Below are 16,509 nucleotides of genomic sequence, written 5' to 3'. Positions count from 1 at the left end.
GCTGGTGTCACGATCAGCACTTACAGGTCAGGCCGGCTTCCACGTCTGTCCGTAGACCCGGAGCCAGTTGCCGCCGAGGATCTTGGTCACGTCCGCGGGCGAGAAGCCGCCCTTCAGGAGCGCCTCGGTGAAGTTGGGGAAGTCCGCGGCGTCGTCCATCCCGATCGCCCGGCGCTCGGTCCAGCCGAAGTCACCGAGGAGGTTCTGGTGCTCCTTGGACTTCGACTGCGCGATGGACTTCAGCTGCGCGATCCGCATCGGTTCCGTCCACGTCTCGTCGTAGTCGGTGGCGATCGCGACGTGGTCGATGCCGGCCACCTCCACCACGCGGCTGACGTGCTCGACGAAGCGGGCCAGATCCGGACGCCGGGACGGGGCCTCCGGGTAGTACAGGAACCCTGACAAGGTGGTGATGCCCATGACGCCGCCCTGCTCGCCGAGGCTGCGCAGGTAGCCGTCGGACTTGGCGCGAATGTGCGGCGACATCGCGTCGCAGAAGGAATGGGTGACGACGACCGGCTTGGCGGACGCCTCCATCGCGTCCAGGCCGGTGCGCTCGCCACAGTGCGAGACGTCGACCAGGATGCCCAGCTCGTCCATCGCCTGGACGAAGCGGCGACCCCGGTGCGTCAGGCCCGAGTCGGTCTCCTCGCCGCAGCCGGCGCCGAGCAGGTTCTGCCGCTGGTAGGTCAGCTGCAGGATGCGGACGCCGAGATCGTAGAAGGTGCCGAGCAGGTCGAGGTCGACGCCGATCATCTCGGTGTCCTGCGGGCCGAAGATGACGGCCTCCTTGCCCTCGGCCTTGGCCCGCTCGATGTCGGCGACGGTCAGTGCGAGCAGCACCTCGTCGGAGTGTTCGTCGATCCACCTGCGGCACCGGTTCACCTCCCGCAGGGCGGTGACCGTGTCCGCGTACGGCCTGGTGACCGTGTGGTTGACAGCGGTTACGCCGCCTCGCCGGATCCGGTCGAGGTGGGCGTCGCTGAGCTCGATGACCGTGCTCCCGTCCACCACGGTGGCGGCGGCGTGCAGCTCGGTCGCCTGGTTGGCGGGAATTTCCGTGACGGCAGTGTTCACATCATCTCCAGGATCATCGGAAGATGGTGAGACCCTACGAGTGCCGCCGGTTCATGTCCATAGATCCTGGCTAACTCGTCAAATATTGGTGCCTGAGCGACGAATTTCGTCGAATTTACGGATCGCGACTCGCCACAGAGGAGCATCGCGGAACAAAACGGACAGTTTCCTGCTGGCCGCCGGGATCCTGCACGTCCTGCGGGTTGAGACGGCGGGAAGCCCGCGCGCCAGCCGGGCGACCGTCGCACGTGCCGTCAGGTGAGGGGGAGTGGGCTGTGTCGCCCTGCCCCATGGACGGGGCAGGGCGGCCGTCCCGGACTCCCGGTGGCGCGGCGGCACCCGCCCGTGACGATTGGTCTCATCGACGGGGCAGCTCGACAGCGCGGACACGGCCGCCCCCCCGAGGACCCGCGCCAGCGGCGCCACCCGCGCCGGGCCGCCCGGCCACCGGCACCGGCGCTCAGCTGGCGCCCGGGGCCGGTCGGGTCAGCCGCCGGCGCGCAGCGGCAACCAGGCCAGCACGTCCTGGATCTTCGCGTCCCAGTACGCCCAGTCGTGCGCACCGGGGGAGAAGTCCACGGTGAGCGGGACACCGCGCTCGCGGGCCGCCGTCACGAAGGTCAGGTTGTCCTCGTACAGGAAGTCCTCGGTGCCGCAGGCGACGCGCAGCGCGGGCAGGTCGGCGCCCGCCGCCGCGTCGAGCAGGGCGAGGGTGTCGTCGTCGGTGCCGGTCACCGGGCGGTCGCCGAAGACGGTGTGCCAGACGCCGGGGTCGAGGGGCGCGGTCGGATGGTGGCGGCGGGTGGCCACGTCGAGCGCCCCGGAGAGGCTCGCCGCTGCGGCGAACCGGCCCGGGTCGCGCAGCGCCCACTTCAGCGCCCCGTAGCCGCCCATCGAGAGCCCGGCGACGAAGGTGTCCTCCCGACGCGCCGAGAGCCGGAAGAACCCGTGGCACAGCCGGGGCAGCTCGTCGGTGAGGAAGGTCCAGTACCGGTTGCCGTGCTCCTCGTCGCTGTAGAAGCTGCGCCCGACCTGGGGCATCACCACGGCCAGGCCGAGCGGCGCCACGTACCGCTCGATCGAGGTGCGGCGCAGCCAGATCGTGTCGTCGTCGGACAGCCCGTGCAGCAGGTAGAGCACGGGCGGGTCGCCCTGCGGGGCGGCACCGGACATGCCGACCTGCGAGGAGGTGTGCTGCGGCAGGATCACGGTCATGGAGGTGCCGAGGCCGAGCACCTCGGAGTGGAAGTCGACACGCATCAGGGCCACGGTCGTCGACCGTAGCCGATCCTCACGTCCAGTAGAGGACCCGGCAGGCCGGCAGCCGGGCGGCCAGCTCGCGGTCGAACCAGGTGCGCAGCTCGGCCATCGTGTCGCGCGGGTACACGTACTTCACCGCGCCGAACCTGCCGTACCTGCGGCTGCGGGCGGACTCGTCCATCTCCAGCCTCGTGCGCGGGTACCAGCCGAGCAGCACCTCCTTGCTGCCCGGGGTGAACCGGTGGGTGATCAGCTCGGCGGTCAGGTCGAGCCCCGGCACCCCGGCGACCGCGCCCGCGACCGCGTCGAGCAGCTCGCCGTAGTGCTCCCGCCAGCCGGGCAGCGGCATGATCGGCGCGACGGTCAACCCCACCGGGTAGCCGTCGAGGGCGAGCCGGCGCAGCGCCGCCAGCCGGTGCGGCACCGACGCCGTGCCGCCCTCCATCCGCTCGCTGACCGGGCGGCAGTTGACGCTGAACCGGACCCGGGTGCGCCCGGCGTGCGGCAGCCCCACGAACGTGTCCACGTCGGCGTACTTGGTGGTCCAGCGCAGTTGCACCGGGGCGTCCCAGCCGGCGAAGTGCTCCACCGCCCGGCGCCAGCTGCCGGTGAGGTGCTCCAGGGCCAGCGGGTCGGTGTAGCAGGACGCCTCGAAGGTGGTGCCCTCGGCGGCCCGCCCGGCGCTGCGGCTGGTCACGGTGCCCCGCCCGGCGTAGTCGGCCAGGCTGGCGAGGATGTCGTCCAGGTCGGCGTACACGCGCGTCACCGGTGGCCCCGACAGCGAGCCGGCGAGGTAGCAGTACTGGCAGTGGGCCGGGCAGCCCTCCGCCAGGTCGAAGCGCCAGTCCGCGCTGGGCGCGATGGGTTGCAGCTTCCGGCGCGACGGCGGGCTGACCACGAGCGCCATGGTCGCCTTCGCCCGCGCGTACGTCTCCCGCTCGGTGGCCCCGCGGACGCCGGTGAGCCGGTTGGCGCGCAGCCGCTCGACCTCGATGCCCAGGGCCTCGACCCGCCGGGCGATCCGTCGGCCGTGCGGGTGGTCCAGCGCGGCCGGCGTGGCGACCACCCGGCGCGGCGTCCACCGCCGGGCCGGCCGCGCCGGCGGCGCCAGCCCGGCCAGGTCGCGGGTCGGCACGCGCTCGCCGCTGGCGTCGTGCGGCGCGGGCGGTACGTCGACGGCCAGCGGCTCGTCGACGTCCACCGGCTCGGCCTCCGGCCTCATCCGCGCCGGTTACCCGTCCCGCGCGCCGGCAACCCCGGGGCGGTCAGCCGCGCGTCGGCGCCCCGCCCGGCCCGGCGGCGGCCCCACCGGGTCCCGGCGGTGGCGCCAGGCGGGCGTCGAGGGCGTCGAGGTCGGGGACGAACCACACGTGGCCGGAGCGGTTCGACTCGTGCACGAGGGCGCGCAGGGCCGAACTGGCCGCGAGGTGCGGGCCGATGTCGCCCACGACGGCCAGGCGCAGCCGGTAGTTGACGAACTTCTGCATGACCTCGCCGGCGAAGCGGGTGCCGAGGGAGAAGAAGGAGGCGTCGAGGCGGCTCACCGGCACGGCAACCACCTGGGCGCCGAGGAAGGCCGAGCCGATCAGGTCCAGCGCGTCCTGCTCGGTGGTCACCGGCGGCCCGTCCGGGTCGCACACCAGCACCGGCACCCCGGCCCGCTCCTGGATGACGTCAGGCACCGCCGGCCTCCCCCGTGAGCAGGACGTTGTCGCCGTCGAGCACGGCGTCGACCAGGTGCAGCACCTCGGCGGTGGCCGAGGCTCCGCCCAGGATCACGATCTTCATGCGGTTCCGCTCCTCGTCGTGGACGGTCTGGATGCGCAGCGGGTGCGCGGGGTGGTGGGTGGTGTTCGCCGCGGCCAGGACGAGCGTGGCCAGCCGGTCGGCCGCGGCCCGGTCGACGCCGTCGATCTGCAAAATGCTCGACACCTCCACCGCCGTGCCGCCGACGGGACGGGCGAGGGCCGGCCGACCGGTCAGCGCGTCGAGGTCGGCGCGGGCGATCCGGTACTGCTTGCCGATCCGCACCGCCCTGAGCCGACCGGCGCGGATGTAGCCCCGCACGGTGCGCACGTGCAGGCCCAGCCGCTCGGCCACCTGCTCGACCGAGTACATTTCCTCACTCATCGTTCCCTACTCTAGTGCAGACAGGGAAGGATGGGGAAGCAGCCGTGACGCGGACGTCGTGCCCGCCACCCGGTGCGCGTAGACGGGTGGAACGCGAATATCCATTGCGGCCACCGTCCCGCCCCGCCTACCGTCATCGGCGCAAGGTCAAGTGGACGACCCAGGGGAGTACGCCGTGTCGCAGCGCGCCCGCACCGACGCCGTGTGGCCGACGCCGCGCGGTGGTGCCCCGCTAGTCGCGGGCACACGATCCTGTGGGCGGCGCCGTCCCGAACAGGGGCGGCAACGGGGGTGGCGGCGCGTCTAGCGCCGGCGCGTACGCGCAGCCGCCCACCCCACCGGGGCCGGGCGGCTTTTTCGTCCCCCCGATCGCCGTCCACCCCCGTCCCGGCCGCGCCCCGGCGACGTCACCCGATCCCTCCCGGTCCCGCCGCGACGGCGGCGACCAGCCCTCGACACGAGGAGACGACGATGAGCTACACCCCGCTCGCGGGCACCCGCGCGCCGGTCCGGGTCTGGACCGACCCGTACGGCATCGAGCCGCAGGCCGCCCAGCAACTGCGCAACATCGGCGCCCTCCCGTGGGTGGAGGGCGTCGCGGTCATGCCCGACGTGCACTTCGGCAAGGGCGCCACGGTCGGCTCGGTCATCGCGATGCGGCAGGCCGTCTCGCCGGCGGCGGTCGGCGTCGACATCGGCTGCGGCATGTCCGCGGTGCGCACCTCGCTCACCGCCGCCGACCTCCCGGACGACCTGGCCGGGCTGCGCTCGGCGATCGAGGCCACGATCCCGGTCGGGTTCAACCAGCGGGAGAAGCCGGTCGACCCGCGCCGGGTGCGGGGCCTGGAGCAGGCCGGCTGGGACGACTTCTGGCGCCGGTTCGCCGGCCTCGACCGGAGGGTGGCGCAGTTGGAGACGCGGGCCCAGCGGCAGATGGGCACGCTCGGCGGAGGCAACCACTTCATCGAGGTCTGCCTGGAGCAGGGCGGCGCCGACGAGGGACGGGTGTGGCTCATGCTGCACTCCGGCTCGCGCAACATCGGCAAGGAGTTGGCGGAGCGGCACATCGCGGTCGCCCGGCGGCTGCCGCACAACACCGACCTGCCCGACCGCGACCTCGCGGTGTTCCTCGCCGGCACGCCGGAGATGGACGCCTACCGCCGGGACCTGTGGTGGGCGCAGGAGTACGCGCGGCGCAACCGGGCGGTCATGCTCGCCCTGCTCTGCGGGGTGGTACGGGAGCAGTTCCCGCACGTCGGCTACGACGAGCCGATCAGCTGCCACCACAACTACGTGGCGGAGGAGAGCTACGACGGCGTCGACGTGCTGGTCACCCGCAAGGGGGCGATCCGGGCCGGTCGGGGGGACCTGGGCATCATCCCGGGATCGATGGGCACCGGCTCGTACGTCGTGCGGGGCAAGGGGAACCCGGACGCGTACTGCTCCGCCTCGCACGGGGCGGGGCGGCGGATGTCGCGGGCGCAGGCGAAGCGCACGTACAGCACCGCCGACCTGGCCGCGCAGACGGCCGGCGTGGAGTGCCGCAAGGACGCCGGGGTGGTCGACGAGATCCCCGGGGCGTACAAGGACATCACCCAGGTGATGGCGCAGCAGGAGGACCTGGTCGAGGTGGTGGCGCACCTCAAGCAGGTGGTCTGCGTGAAGGGATGACCGCCGACCGGCGCCCCGGAGGGGTGGGCGCCGGTCGCCCACCCCGGCGGCCCGGCCGGCGCACAATGGGGGATCCCCCCGTCCGGGGCGGGCCGCGATCGATACCCGTAGAGTCGCGCCGTGATCGAGATCGACGTGCAGGTGGACCTGTTCCACCCGGCGGACCGGGTGTGGCACGCATTGACGGATCGCGCTCTGCTCGCCCGCTGGTTCACCGAGGTCGAGCCGATGGCCGGGTCGCGCGGCCGGCTGCTGCTGTTCACCGCCGGTCTGCCCGGGTTCGACGCCGCCGTCGACGCGGAGGTGACCGACCGGCGGGAGCCGGAGCTGATCGCGTTGCGGTGCCTCGAGGGCGGCCGGCGGAGCCGGCTGGCCTGTGCCGTCGCCCCCACCGCCGAGGGGTGCCGGCTGTCGGTCCGCGAGGTGCTGGAGCACGGCAGCTGGAACGACGAGCAGCGCGAGCGCCGTGAGGAGTCCTACCGGCAGGCGTTGACGGGGCGCCTGCCGGCGATCCTCGACTGGCTGGCCTTCCGGCAGGTCGACCTGAGTCGGGGTGAGCCCGGGATGACCGCCGAGATGCCGGTGACCGAGGTAGTCGGCGACGAGCCGGCGCCGGCCGCCCGGCGCCGCCGCTGGCCGCTGCTGGTCGCGGGGCTGACCGGCGTCGTGCTGGCCGCCGGGGCGGCGGCGTGGGCGGTCCTACCCGCCGAGCCGGACCCGGTCGCCGGCCCGGTCGCGACGCCGTCGCCGACCGCCACGGCCACCCCGAGTCGTACGCCGCGGGCGACCCCCTCCGCCCGCCCCACGCGCAGCGCCACGCCGACCCCGTCCCGCCCGAGCCGGACGCCGTCGGCGACCCCCTCGGCGACGCCCTCGCGCACGCCCACCTCGATCGCGCCGCCGGCCCCCGCCATGACCGCCCGCTACCGGACCGTGTCGACGAGGCTGCTCGGCTTCACCGGCGAGGTGGTCGTCGACAACTCCGGCAGCGCGGCGGTGGACGGCTGGACGGTGGTCGTCACGCTGGCCGAGGGCGGCTCCCTGACCGACGTCAGCGGGGCGGAGCACCGGCGCGACGGGCAGGTCGTCACCTTCACCGGGCCGCCCGTGCCGCCCGGCCGCTCGCGGACCTTCACGTTCGCCGTGCGCGACGTCGACCAGCTCACCAGGGCGCCCGAGGACTGCTCGCTGGGCGAGAACCCCTGCGCGGGCCTCTGACGCCGTCGCGCGTACCCGGGGCACGGGGCCGCGCTGTTAGGATGGGCGCGAGTGATCGGGACAGGGAGACCAGACGTGGCGGGTGACGACGACATCTCCGGGTGACACCGGAAGTGCCCGGACAGCGGCAGGCGTTCGACCGCCGCCGTGGCCGTGGTCCGTCGTCTTCGAATCCCGTCTCCAGGGCGCCCGGCGCGCCCACGTCACCCCGAGGGTCCCCGCATGTCCGACGCGTACATCATCTGTTCCCGCCTCTCCTTCTCCTGGCCGGACGACACCCCGGTCTTCGAGGGGCTGTCCTGCACGGTCGGTGCCGGCCGCACCGGCCTCGTCGCGCCCAACGGCGCCGGCAAGACCACGCTGCTCAAGCTGATCGCCGGCGAATACCAGCCGACCGACGGCTCCGTGACCGTCGACGGGGTGCTCGGCTATCTCCCGCAGAGCCTTCCGCTGGCCGGCGACCTGACCGTGGCCGAGGTCATGGGGATCGCCCCGGTGCTCGGGGCGCTGCACGCCATCGAGGCCGGGGACGCCGACGAGGAGCACTTCACCACGATCGGCAACGACTGGGACATCGAGGAGCGCACCCGCGCCCAACTGGACCGGCTCGGCCTCGACGACGTGTCCCTCGACCGGCCCCTGCACACCCTCAGCGGCGGTCAGGTCGTCTCCCTCGGCCTGGCGGCGCAACTGCTGCGGCGGCCCGACATCCTGCTCCTCGACGAGCCCACCAACAACCTGGACCTCGACGCCCGCCGCAAGCTGTACGCCGTGCTGGAGGACTGGAACGGTTGCCTGCTGCTGGTCAGCCACGACCGGGCGCTGCTGGACCGGATGGACCGCATCCTCGAACTCGACCGGAGCGAGGTCCGCTCCTACGGCGGCAACTTCACCGCGTACGAGGAGGCGGTGCGCGCCGAGCGGGAGGTCGCGGAGAAGAACGTCCGCCACGCCGAGCAGGAGGTCAAGCGGGAGAAGCGGGAGATGCAGCAGGCGCGCGAACGGGCCGAGCGCCGGGCCGGCAACGCCGCCCGCAACCTGAAGAGCGCCGGGCTGCCGAAGATCTTCGCCGGCACCATGAAGCGGGGCGCCCAGGAGTCGGCGGGCCGGTCGAACGAGACGCACGCCGCGCGGGTCGGCGACGCCAAGGCCCGGCTCGACGAGGCGGGCCGTGCCCTACGCGAGGAACAGCGGATCACGCTGGAACTGCCCGGCACCAGCCTTCCGGCCGGTCGCACGGTCTTCCACGGCGAGGGGATGCAGGTCCGCTACGGCGGGCGCGCCCTGTTCGCCGGTGACGGCGTCGACCTCACGATCCGGGGGCCCGAACGGATCGCGCTCACCGGTCCGAACGGCGCCGGCAAGTCCACCCTGCTGCGCGTGGTCAGCGGCGACGTGCAGCCGGAGGGCGGCCGGACCAGGCGGGCCGACGGCCGGATCGCCTACCTCTCCCAGCGGCTGGACCTGCTGGACCTCGACCGCACGGTCGCGGAGAGCCTCGCCGCGTACGCGCCCGCGATGCCGGAGGCGCAGCGGATGACCCTGCTCGCCCGCTTCCTGTTCCGGGGTTCCCGCGCCCACCTCCCGGTCGGGGCGCTTTCCGGCGGCGAGCGGCTCCGCGCCACCCTGGCCTGCGTGCTGTTCGCCGAACCGGCACCGCAGTTGCTCCTGCTCGACGAGCCGACCAACAACCTGGACCTGGTCAGCGTCGGCCAGCTGGAGAGCGCGCTCGACGCGTACGAGGGGGCGTTCGTGGTGATCAGCCACGATGAACGGTTCCTCGCGGCGATCGGCGTGGACCGCTGGCTGCGGCTCGCCGACGGCCGGCTGCGGGAGACCGGCGCCCCCGCCGGCCTCGCGCCGGAGTCGTGACCGGGGGCCGTCAAGGTCTCCGAGTGGGCGGGTTCCTTCCTCATCTCGGCGACCCGCTCGTCGAGGAAGGCGTGCAGCCGGTCACCCCTGGGTCGGGTGGCACCCGACGTGGCACGATGCGGGGTGATACCCGAGCAGGGGAGGCGGCAGTGTCGATGCCCGTTGCCGAGCTGAGTGAGCTGCGACGTCGTCTGTCGCGGGTGGTCCTCGTCCATGTCGCGCTCTCGGTCGGGTTCGCGCTGCTCGCGGCGGGCGGTGTGTCGTCGCCCGCCGGGCGGGCGGGGGCGTTCGCCGTGCCGTGGCTGGTGATCGGGGCCGCCGGCGCGCTCGGTGCGCTGCTCATCGCCGCCGCCGCGTGGCAGCTGCGCGCGGGCCTCACGGCGGGACGGTCGCCGGGGAGCCGGTGGGCCGTGCGGTGGGAGGCGTCGGCCCGCCTGGGCATGGCGATCGCGGCGGCGGTGGCGCTTGCCGCCGGCGTCGCCGTGGCGCCGGCCGGGTCGGAGCGGGGATTCGTGATCGGGGTGGACGCGGCCCTCGCCGGCGCGCTCGCGCTGTTCGCGCTGGCGGCCGGCGACGTTCGCCGGGCCGCCCGTTCGGTGGAGCGGGCCGCCGCGTCGCCGGTATGACGATTCCGTTATGCCGCATATCGGCGGCCCCGGCTCTAGCATTCACGTACATCGATGACTGGCGGTGGCACGCCGCCGGACAACCCAGGGAGTGCGTGTATGTTCCGACGACAACTGCTGCACGCGGCGACCGCCGCGCTGGCGGCGGTGCTGGCCGCAACCGGAATGCAGGTTGCCACCGGCGCGAGCGCGTCCGCCGACACGGGCGCGTCCGCCGCCCGGACCGTCTACTACGACGCGAGCCGGGCCGGCGAGTTCCGCACCAACTTCGACCAGGCCGCAGCCATCTGGAACAGCCGGGTCAGCAACGTCCAGCTGGTCGCCCGTACGCCGGGCAATGTCACCATCTACGTCGACAGCGGCTGGCCGCGCGCGCAGGTCACCAGCCTCGGCGCGGGCCGGGTCTGGATGGGCTGGACCGCCGTCAACCAGGGCTACAACCGCACCCGCATCGCCACCCACGAGCTCGGCCACATCCTCGGCCTGCCCGACCGGCGTACCGGGCTCTGCTCCGACCTGATGTCGGGCAGCAGCGCGCCGGTCTCCTGCACCAACGCGTACCCGAGCGCCGCCGAGGCGTCCCGGGTGAACCAGCTCTTCGCCGGTGGTCTCGCCGCGTCGGAGGTGCCCACCGGCACCTTCACGTGGAACGACACCGACGACATCTCGCCGCAGGTGGTCAACGGCCGGCCGGCGAGCGAGAACTACCCGTGGATGGTGTACGTCTCCGGCTGCACCGGCACGCTGATCAAGGCCAACTGGGCGGTCACCGCCAAGCACTGCGGGACCCCCTCCTCGGTGCGGGTCGGCAGCATCTACCGCAACAGCGGCGGCACCGTCGTCCCGGTCGTCCGGGCGGTCAACCACCCGAGCGTCGACGTGAAGCTGCTCCAGCTGTCCAGCTCGGTCAGCTACGCCCCGGCGCCGATCCCGACCACCTCAGGCGCGGTCGGCACCGCCACGCGGATCATCGGCTGGGGTCAGACCTGTGCCCCCCGGGGCTGCGGTAGCGCCCCCACCGTCGCGCACGAGCTGGACACCTCGATCGTCTCGGACAGCCGCTGCCTCGGCATCAACGGCCCGTACGAGATCTGCACCAACAACACCAACGGCAACGCGGGCGCCTGCTACGGCGACTCGGGCGGCCCCCAGGTGCGCCGGATCAACGGGGCCTGGGCCCTGATCGGCGCCACCAGCCGGGCCGGCAACAACAACTCCACCTGCGCCACCGGCCCGTCCATCTACGTGGACCTGCCGTCCATCCGCACCTGGATCAACACCCAGGTCGGCGGCCTGCCGGCCTGACCCCACCCCGGTACGGGGGGCGCCGCGTGCGGCGTCCCCCGTAGCGTCGTCGCCCCGGTCGTACCGCCGGGGCGTCACGCGGCGACCACCCGGAGTGCGGTACGGTGCCTGGCACATCGACCCCCTCTCGAGGTGAACCATGCGTGTCGTGGCCGCGCTCGCTCTGACCCTGGCGCTCGCTCCCGCGCCGACGCCGACGGCCTCCGGCGGGCCGGTCGGTGACCTGCTCGGCGGCGTCGGGCAGGTCGTCGACGACCTGCTCAAGGGGGGCGGCCGGGCCACCCCGGGGACCTCCCCGACGCCCGTGCCGTCCAGCTCGGCGGCGCCCGCCCCGTCCCCGGCCGGCCCGTCGGCCGCGCCGGCTCTCCCGGCGGCGCCGGGCCGGTCCGCGCCCGCGTCCAGCCCCGGGGGTGCGTCCGCGCCCGCACCCGCCGGTGACCGGCCTGCCGGGCGACCGGCCGACCGGGAGGCCGAGGCGCCGGGCGCACCCGGGCAGGGTGCCGCCTCCGACGCCCCCTCGACGGTCGCGGCCCCGCCACGCGAGGGCGAGGGGGGAGCGGACCGGTGGCTGGTCTACGGCCTGGCGCTGGGCGTCCTGGCGGTGCCCGTGCTGTTCGTCCTGCACCGACGGCGCCGGCCCGCCGCCGCGGCCACCGGCCTGGCCGGCCCGGCCAGCCCGCCGACCCCCGCCCCCGGGCCGGACGACGAGCCCGTGGCCGACAACGTGACCCACCTGCCGACGGAACTGAACGCGATCTACGAACTCGGCCGGCTCGACGAGCGGCTCAGCCAGGAGCGCAACCGCCGGTCCTGAGCCGGGTACGGGTGGCGGCGGTGGACACCACGCTGGGCGGGACCGGGCAGGGCGGGCGAGCCCGCGGCACGGCACGACGAAAGGGCCGGCCCCATGTGGTGGGGCCGGCCCTTGTCGTTGTCGCTGGGTGGTGTGTGTCGCTGTAGTGCGGTGGTGTGCCGTTGTTGGGTCAGGCGGTGTAGCCGCGGGTGGCGATCCAGTCGGCGAGGTTGTCGACGCTCATCCGGTAGGAGGCCTGGTTGGGGTTGGCGGAGTCGGCGATGGTGACGGTGTTGCCGTTGTCGCGGTAGCCGACGACGCTGATGTAGTGCCCGCCTTCGAAGGAGTGGGTGGTGCCGTCGGTGTCGGTGGCGGTGCCGGCGATGTTGGCGACGATGGCGTGGCCTTCGTCGATGGCGGTGACGATGTCGGCGCGCAGCTTGTCGGTCTGCTTGTCGTCGGCCTTGGCGTCGGGGATCTCGACGGACTGGTAGGCGTCCTTGCCGGTTTCCTTGTTCAGGATGGGGGTGATGTCGTTGATGGAGTTGGTGCCGGCTTCGGTGGTGCCCATGCGTTGGGCCATGCCGTCGACGTCGATGTTCTTGCCCTGCACGCTGAGGGCGTTGCGGGCGGCGGCGGGGCCGCAGTAGTAGAAGTTGGGCTGTGCCTCGTAGCGCACGCCCAGTTCGCGCTCGCCACCCTTGCGGTCCTGGGCGACCGTGGCCGACACCGGGGTGGTGGGGGCGGCGAGGGCGGTGGTGACGGGGCCGGCGATGGCGCCGCCGGTGAAGGCGAGGCCGGCAGCGGTCAGGGCGGTCTTACGCAGGATGTCGGTACGCATGATGGCAGCACCTTTCGATCGGGGGCACGCGACACACCAGAGGGGGGTGGGTGCGCCACGGTTGAGGAAAGGTCGAGATCTTCGGGGGCCTGCGGCCGGCGGGGCCGGCCGGGCTCGTCCCGGGGGATGCAACCGGTCGGGCCGGCCACACATTCCACGTCTCGCGGGCCCGTCCGGGTGCGGCGGTCGCCTGCTCGGTGGCCCCGGGGATGTAACCACCGTGGGCGGCCGGTCATTCCGCCGGCCCGGCGCCCGGGTCGGGCGGAGGTACTCGGTGGTCCGGGGGATGTAACCACCCCGGCCCGGCCCGCATTCCGCCGACCACGAGGCCAGCGAACGACCACCGGGCCGGCACCCCGGCCCATGCCCACCCGACCCGTGACGCCCACCTCCGCCGCCGTCCGGGGGCACGGTGGAACACCATGGGTGTCACCGGGGCCGCGAGACACCTATGGTGTTCCACCGGTGACCGGGTCGCCGGCGTCCCTGCTCTCGGATCCGTCCGCTGCGCCTCCCGCCGGCCACTAACCGATCTTGGGAGGAAGGGGCCCCGCCACGGGCCGAATCTGCCAAGGTCTCCGCAGCCGCCGTTGAAGCGTCCGCGCGCGCGGGGCGTCCGGTTCAAGCCCGGCGTCCGGATGGGCCCCGTCGCAGGGTACGCAAACGGGACATACGCCGCATGGGCCGACGCGGTGACGGCAGGCGCGAGAGGTCCCGACCGTGCGGGGTCAGGCGGTGGGCGGCAGGCGACGTTCGATGGTGACGGTGGTGCCTTCGGCGGTGGAGACCAGTCGCACGTCGCCGTACGCGTTCATCAGCGTGGCACCCCGCCCCCGGTCCATGGCCGGACGACGGTCCCGCCAGGTGCCGAAGTCGCGCACCGAGATCCGTACCGTGCCGTCAGCCACCCGCAGTCGCACCCGCACCTCGGGGCGGGTGGGGCGTTGGGCGTGCTCGACGGCGTTGTTGACCGCCTCGGAGGCGGCCAGCAGGAGGTCGGCCACGGTGTCCGGATCGACGTCCAGGTCCTCCAGCGAGGCCCGCACGTCCCGGCGCATCGCGGCGGCGGAGGTGGGCTGTGAGGGGTACGTCCAGCCCGTGTCCAGCGCGGCCGGCTGCTCGGGAGCCGGCCGCCGGCCCCCGTTGTGGGCGTGCTCCCCGTTCCCGTCGACCGACGGATCGACGCCCGGCGCGGCAGGCGGGCCGCTCACCGGACCGCCACCCACGTCCACGGGACCGCCACCCGAGGTCGGTGCCCTGGCCGGGGCGGGGCCGTCCGCCCCACGTGCCGTGTCGCCGGGGCCGCCCGCGTCGTCCCGGTGGTGCCGCCGGGTGCGGGCGCCGTGCAGGGCGGACCGGACCCGGGCGAGCAGCTCGGCGGCGGCGAAGGGCTTGACGACGTAGTCGTCGGCACCCAGGTCGAGCCCCTCCACGCTGGCGTCGCCGCCGGCGCGCGCCGAGAGCACCACCACCGGCAGCGTGCGGGTGCCGGACTGCCCGCGCAGCCGACGGAGCAGCTCGAAGCCGTCGATCCCGGGCATCATCACGTCGGTGAGCACCAGGTCGGGCGGTTCCCGGCGGATCGCCTCCAGGGCCTGCCGGCCGTCGCCGACCGTTTCCACCCGCCAGCCCTGCTCGCCCAGCAACCGGGCCAGGTACGCGCGCATGTCGGCGTTGTCGTCGGCGACGAGGATCCGCGCGTGCCGCAGTGCGTCCGCGGCACCGTACGCCGGCACCGGCGGCCCGGCCGGCGCGGACGCCCCCGCCTGCGCGGGGTCGGCCAGCCAGCCGACCGCCTCCTGGACGGCGGCCCGGGCCGCGTCCCCGGCCCCGGCCAGGTCCGTGGCCGGACCGGCGCGCCGCCCCGCAGCGGACCAGGGCAGCGCCACGGTGAACGTCGTTCCCGTCCCGATCCGGCTGTCCACCCGCACGTCGCCGCCTTCGAGGCGGGCCAGCTCGCGGACCAGGGCGAGCCCGATCCCGGTGCCCTCGTGGCTGCGCGACCGGGTGCCCTGCACCCGGTGGAAGCGTTCGAAGAGCCGGGGCAGATCCTCCTCGGCGATACCGATGCCCGTGTCGGCGACGGTCAGTCGTACCCCGTCGTCGTCGGCGGTCAGCCCGACCCGGATCTGGCCGACGAAGGTGTACTTCAGCGCGTTCGACAGCAGGTTGGTGACGATGCGTTCCCAGTTGACCGGGTCGACGGAGACCGCGCGGGGCAGTGGCGGGCAATCGACCTCCAGGCGCAGCCCGGCGCGTTCGACGGCTGCCCGGAAGACGCTCGCCAGCTCGGTGGTGAGCCCGGCCAGGTCGACCTCGCGAGCCTGGCTGTGTGCCTGCCCGGCCTCGAGGCTGGAGAAGGTGAGCAGGCTGTTGACGAGGGTGAGCAGCCGGGTGGCGTTGCGCCAGGCGGTGTCGACCCGTTCCCGCTGCGTCGTTGGCAGGGGATGCTCGTTGTCGTTGAGGGCGTCGGCCAGCGGGCCGAGCATCAGCGTCAGCGGGGTCCGGAACTCGTGGCTGACGTTGGTGAAGAAGCCGGTCTTGACCCGGTCCAGCTCGGCGAGCGCCTCGGCCCGCCGGCGCTCCTCCTCGTACGCCTGCGCGTTGCGTACGGCGACGGCCACCTGCTGGGCCAGCAGCGCGTGGAACGACCGGTACGCCTCGTCCAGCCCCCGGCTCGGGCTGACCCCGAGCAGCAGCACCCCGAGGGGCTGGCCCGCCTCGGCGGACGGCAGTGGCAGGGCGCGGGCGGTGCCGACCGGGTCGCCCCACGGCCCGGCGGGCAGGGCGAGTCGCCGCTCGACGCCGGCCACGTCGGTCGTCGTGCCGCCGGCAGCGGCCGCCAGCCCCCACTCGTGCTCCTCGCCCGCCGGCAGCGTGGCGGGCAGGGCCGCGGCCACGGGCTCCCCGCCGACGTGGGCGGCGCGGCGCAGCAGCGCGTCCTCGCGCAGGTAGATCGCGGCGAAGGGGACGTCCAGCGGGTGCCCGCCGATGGCCTCGGCGAGCCGGGCGCAGGTGCTCTCCACGTCGACGGTACGCCCGCCGCCGCCGACGGACAGGTCACGCAGCAGGCGCAGCCGGCGCTCACCGACGACCTGCTCGGTGACCTCGCTGCACACGGTGAGCACCCCCACCGTGCGTCCCTCGTCGTCGCGGGCAGGGGCGTGCGAGACGCTGAAGTACGCCTCCTCGCGGTAGCCGGCGCGGTCGAGCAGCAGTCGCAGGGCCGGCACCCAGCTGGCGACCCCGGTCGCCATCGCCTCGTCGATCAGGGGGCCCAGCACGTCCCAGCCCTCGGCCAGGGTGACCCGCACGTCGCCGCCGAGCGCGTCGGGGTGTTTGTCGCCGATCAGGGCGGAGTACGCGTCGTTGTACAGCTGGGTGAAGCGGTCCCCCCATAGCAGCAGCATCGGGTAGCGGGAGGAGAGGACCATCCGGACGGCGGCGCGCAGGCTCTGCGGCCAGCCGTCGACCGGGCCGAGCGGGGTGGCGGCCCAGTCGAGGCGCGCCATCAGCCGCCCGGTCCCACCGCCGTCGGCGAACAGGTCCCCCGTGGGCCGTGTCACCCTCGGTCGCACCTCATCGCAGCCCTCACTTCCGGGCCCCGACGACCCTTGCTGGTGTTACCCGCACATCCTGGCACCCAGCTTCAGCTGCACGTCCGCCGGCACCCCAGCGCGTGTCTGTACCCAGGCCTGCGCATCTCCACACCTCGA

General features: G+C 74.0%; 13 protein-coding genes. 6 read left to right on the top strand and 7 right to left on the bottom strand.

The annotated features are described in order from the left end of the window. Positions 1–27: 27 nt before the first annotated feature. The 5 genes from RM555_RS08030 to RM555_RS08010 all read right to left on the bottom strand — a co-directional run bounded on the left by RM555_RS08030 (position 28) and on the right by RM555_RS08010 (position 4,467). Positions 28–1,077, bottom strand: coding sequence for a dipeptidase (locus tag RM555_RS08030; RefSeq protein WP_311411125.1), 1,050 nt, complete (start codon positions 1,075–1,077; stop codon positions 28–30). 486 nt (positions 1,078–1,563) lie between these two features. Beyond that, complete coding sequence (locus RM555_RS08025; RefSeq protein WP_311411124.1) at positions 1,564–2,346, bottom strand: alpha/beta hydrolase; 783 nt, start codon at positions 2,344–2,346, stop codon at positions 1,564–1,566. 22 nt (positions 2,347–2,368) lie between these two features. Next, positions 2,369–3,559: a spore photoproduct lyase family protein gene (locus RM555_RS08020; protein WP_311411123.1), complete on the bottom strand. Its 1,191-nt coding sequence runs from the start codon at positions 3,557–3,559 to the stop codon at positions 2,369–2,371. A gap of 43 nt (positions 3,560–3,602) precedes the next feature. Further along, positions 3,603–4,019 carry a DUF4180 domain-containing protein gene (locus tag RM555_RS08015; RefSeq protein ID WP_311411122.1) on the bottom strand — a complete coding sequence of 139 codons (417 nt, stop codon included), beginning with the start codon at positions 4,017–4,019 and terminating at the stop codon, positions 3,603–3,605. Further along, a complete protein-coding gene (locus tag RM555_RS08010; protein WP_311411121.1) occupies positions 4,012–4,467 on the bottom strand; it encodes a helix-turn-helix domain-containing protein in 456 nt (151 codons plus the stop codon). The genes RM555_RS08015 and RM555_RS08010 overlap by 8 nt, the downstream gene beginning before the upstream one ends. Positions 4,468–4,938: 471 nt before the next feature. On the opposite strand from RM555_RS08010, the gene RM555_RS08005 reads away from it, so the two are divergent. The 6 genes from RM555_RS08005 to RM555_RS07980 all read left to right on the top strand — a co-directional run bounded on the left by RM555_RS08005 (position 4,939) and on the right by RM555_RS07980 (position 11,973). After that, positions 4,939–6,138: an RtcB family protein gene (locus tag RM555_RS08005; RefSeq protein ID WP_311411120.1), complete on the top strand. Its 1,200-nt coding sequence runs from the start codon at positions 4,939–4,941 to the stop codon at positions 6,136–6,138. A 120-nt stretch (positions 6,139–6,258) separates the two neighbouring features. After that, positions 6,259–7,356 carry an SRPBCC family protein gene (locus RM555_RS08000; RefSeq protein WP_311411119.1) on the top strand — a complete coding sequence of 366 codons (1,098 nt, stop codon included), beginning with the start codon at positions 6,259–6,261 and terminating at the stop codon, positions 7,354–7,356. A gap of 222 nt (positions 7,357–7,578) precedes the next feature. After that, positions 7,579–9,228 (top strand): ribosomal protection-like ABC-F family protein, encoded by a 1,650-nt coding sequence (gene abc-f / locus RM555_RS07995; protein WP_311411118.1) that lies wholly within the window; start codon positions 7,579–7,581, stop codon positions 9,226–9,228. A 149-nt stretch (positions 9,229–9,377) separates the two neighbouring features. After that, positions 9,378–9,854: a hypothetical protein gene (locus tag RM555_RS07990; RefSeq protein ID WP_311411117.1), complete on the top strand. Its 477-nt coding sequence runs from the start codon at positions 9,378–9,380 to the stop codon at positions 9,852–9,854. A gap of 54 nt (positions 9,855–9,908) precedes the next feature. Continuing rightward, positions 9,909–11,159 (top strand): snapalysin family zinc-dependent metalloprotease, encoded by a 1,251-nt coding sequence (locus tag RM555_RS07985; RefSeq protein ID WP_396888715.1) that lies wholly within the window; start codon positions 9,909–9,911, stop codon positions 11,157–11,159. 148 nt (positions 11,160–11,307) lie between these two features. Continuing rightward, the gene (locus RM555_RS07980; RefSeq protein WP_311411115.1) at positions 11,308–11,973 is read left to right on the top strand and encodes a hypothetical protein; all 666 of its coding nucleotides are present in this window, start codon (positions 11,308–11,310) and stop codon (positions 11,971–11,973) included. Between the two features lie 169 nt (positions 11,974–12,142). Here the strand turns inward: RM555_RS07980 and RM555_RS07975 are convergent, their stop codons facing one another. Both RM555_RS07975 and RM555_RS07970 read right to left on the bottom strand, forming a co-directional pair. Beyond that, complete coding sequence (locus tag RM555_RS07975; protein WP_311411114.1) at positions 12,143–12,793, bottom strand: C39 family peptidase; 651 nt, start codon at positions 12,791–12,793, stop codon at positions 12,143–12,145. A gap of 728 nt (positions 12,794–13,521) precedes the next feature. Then, positions 13,522–16,359, bottom strand: coding sequence for an ATP-binding protein (locus tag RM555_RS07970; protein ID WP_311411113.1), 2,838 nt, complete (start codon positions 16,357–16,359; stop codon positions 13,522–13,524). Positions 16,360–16,509: the final 150 nt, after the last annotated feature.

It is taken from the genome of Micromonospora reichwaldensis (assembly GCF_031845925.1).
GTDB classification, from domain to species: Bacteria; Actinomycetota; Actinomycetes; order Mycobacteriales; family Micromonosporaceae; genus Micromonospora; species Micromonospora reichwaldensis.
This window is presented reverse-complemented; position numbering and strand designations above follow the sequence as displayed.